This window comes from Rhodothermales bacterium (genome assembly GCA_013002345.1).
Lineage (GTDB): Bacteria > Bacteroidota > Rhodothermia > Rhodothermales > JABDKH01 > JABDKH01.
Genome location: JABDKH010000091.1, coordinates 1 through 2,360 on the forward strand (window position 1 = coordinate 1; position 2,360 = coordinate 2,360).

At 59.1% G+C, this 2,360-nt stretch carries 3 protein-coding genes; 2 read left to right on the top strand and 1 reads right to left on the bottom strand.

Annotated features, from left to right (window positions below; translation table 11 throughout):
• A partial coding sequence (locus HKN37_04670) for a hypothetical protein (GenBank protein NNE45937.1) occupies positions 1–833 on the bottom strand: 833 nt, incomplete at its 3' end.
• 78 nt (positions 834–911) lie between these two features.
• On the opposite strand from HKN37_04670, the gene HKN37_04675 reads away from it, so the two are divergent.
• Together HKN37_04675 and HKN37_04680 are read left to right on the top strand one after the other, a co-directional pair.
• Positions 912–1,724, top strand: a complete 813-nt coding sequence (locus HKN37_04675) for a hypothetical protein (protein ID NNE45938.1) — start codon at positions 912–914, stop codon at positions 1,722–1,724.
• Between the two features lie 5 nt (positions 1,725–1,729).
• On the top strand, positions 1,730–2,360 hold a 631-nt coding region (locus HKN37_04680), incomplete at its 3' end, for a hypothetical protein (protein ID NNE45939.1).

Genomic DNA, 2,360 nt, shown 5'->3' on the forward strand with positions numbered 1-2,360 from the left:
GGGTCGTCGAAGGGCGGTTCCGTGAGGTCGAACGCGATGTAGTAAAGCGCAAGAGATGGCGCCAACCGGGCTTCGTTGCCGTGTTGTGCGACAGCGGATTGCACCATTTCACTCGGAATATTGTGCGTAATGTCCAGCTCTCCGGACCTGTACATGTTGAATTCGGCTACCGAATCGCTGGTTGGCAGATAAGCCACCGAGCCGACACTGACCCGCTCCGTGTCCCAGTAGTGCTCGTTCTTTTGCAGCAGGATCTGTCCACCCGGGCTGCGGGAAACGAGCTTGTAGGCGCCGTTGCCTATCGTGCGATCGCCAGAGGGATGCACCGGAAATGCGATGGGCATCGATAAAATGAAAGGCAGTTCGCTCCACCGCCTTGACAGACGAATCTCGAGTTCGTGGTCGGATTCGGCTACCACGTGCGTTTCGACACCGTGGAACAGGAACGCGTACGGAGCCATTGTGTCCGGGGCGGTCGCCAATTCGAGGGACCTGACAAAGTCCTGCGCTACGATCCGGTCACCGTTGGACCACCGGGCATCGGTCCGTAACTCGAACGTGTACGTCCTGCCGTCCTCGCTGATGCTCCATCCTTTCGCAACACCCGGGATCAGCTCTCCGTTTGCGCTCTCGGCGACGAGGCCCTCGTACATATCGACGAGCACATTGAACGCGTGTATGTCGTCGGCCAGTAGCGGGTCGAGCGTGCCCGGCTCGCCGCCATTGCCACGAACGAGGGTCTGGTCCTCCAGCGACGACCCGCCTCCGCCAAAGTCGCAGCTCGCGAGCCACGGCATCGCGAGCAGGGAGAACAGGATAGTGAGCGATCGCATTGAGCTAAGCCTATGATTTTCCTGGTCCATATGCCATTCGCTTGCAAAATTCCACAAATGGGGTAAACTGCCCCAACTATGGATAGAGACTCACAGTCCGTTGTACGCACCATATGCCGTCAGATTCTACGGCCGCTGGCATCGATGACGCTCAAATGCGGCATGACGTGGAAGGAATTCTCCGACCTGTCGAAATTGGTCTTCGTCGAAACGGCGACCGACGAGTACGGAATTCGGGGTCGGCCGACGAACGTCTCGCGGGTGTCGATCCTGACCGGAATAAGCCGCAAGGAGGTCAAACGGCAAAGAGACCTGCTTGCGACCCACGAAGAGCCGCCGACCCGCAAGACGAACGATGCGACCAAGGTGCTCTCAGGGTGGTTCCAGGGACCTGCGTACGTCGACGCAAACCTGGAGCCGCGGGTAATTCCGGAGTCCGGTCCGGCGCCGAGTTTCGAAGCGCTCTGTGAAACCTACGGTGGCGACGTCGCGGTTCCCACGATGCTCAAGGAACTGATCAAAACCAATGCCGTTGCACGGACTGCCGATGGCGAGCTGAGAGTGCTCAGCCGCTACTACCAGCCCGCCGTGCACGACGATGAAAACCTGATGTTCGCGGCGGATCGGATCTACGACGTGATTCGCACTATGAACAACAACGTATTTCTGGAGGAGGGTGGCACCCTCCGCTTCGGCGGCTACGCCGACAACGATTCCATCCCGGTGTCAGTCATCCCGGAGTTTCGCGAATACCTGGACAAACGTGGCCAGGCTTTTCTCGAAGAGGTCGACGACTGGCTCGCCGCTCGCTCTGGCAACAACCCGGGCGAAGCAACTGCAAGAGTGGGAATCAGCCTGTTTGCCACTCAGAGAGAGAATTCCAAGGAGTAAACACTATGAAACAGATCAAAACACTCTCATGCGCGTGCGCCGCGCTGATCCTGGCAATCCTTGCGGGCTGCGGTGGCAGTTCGGGAGGAGAATCGTCCGTGCAGCCACCGGTTCAGCAGCCACCTCCCTCGGGCGGAATAGGCAGGAACGGGATAGCCGTCGGACCGATATCGACCTTCGGCAGCATCGTAACGAACGGCGTCCGCTATGACACTGCCAGCGCGACATTTACCGTCAACGATGCGAGCGGCAGCGAAGACGACCTCAGGGTTGGTCAGATCGTGACTGTAAAAGGCACCATTAGTGATGACGGCACGACCGGTACAGCGAATGAGGTCATATTCGATGATACGGTCAAAGGACCGGTAGCGAGTATCGACCTTGTAGCCGGCAGCCTCGTCGTGCTCGGACAGACCGTCCGCGTCAGCCCCGATACGTCCTTTGACGACAGCTTCAGCCCGGCTTCGCTGGACGGTGTCGCCGTCGCTCAGATCGTCGAAGTCAGCGGCCAGTTCGATGCGAACGGCAATATCGTCGCGACGCGTATCGAGCCAAAACCGGCCGGGACCCAGTACGAGGTCCATGGCACGGTGAGCAACCTGGATACCGGGAACATGCGCTTCAATTTGAGCGCTC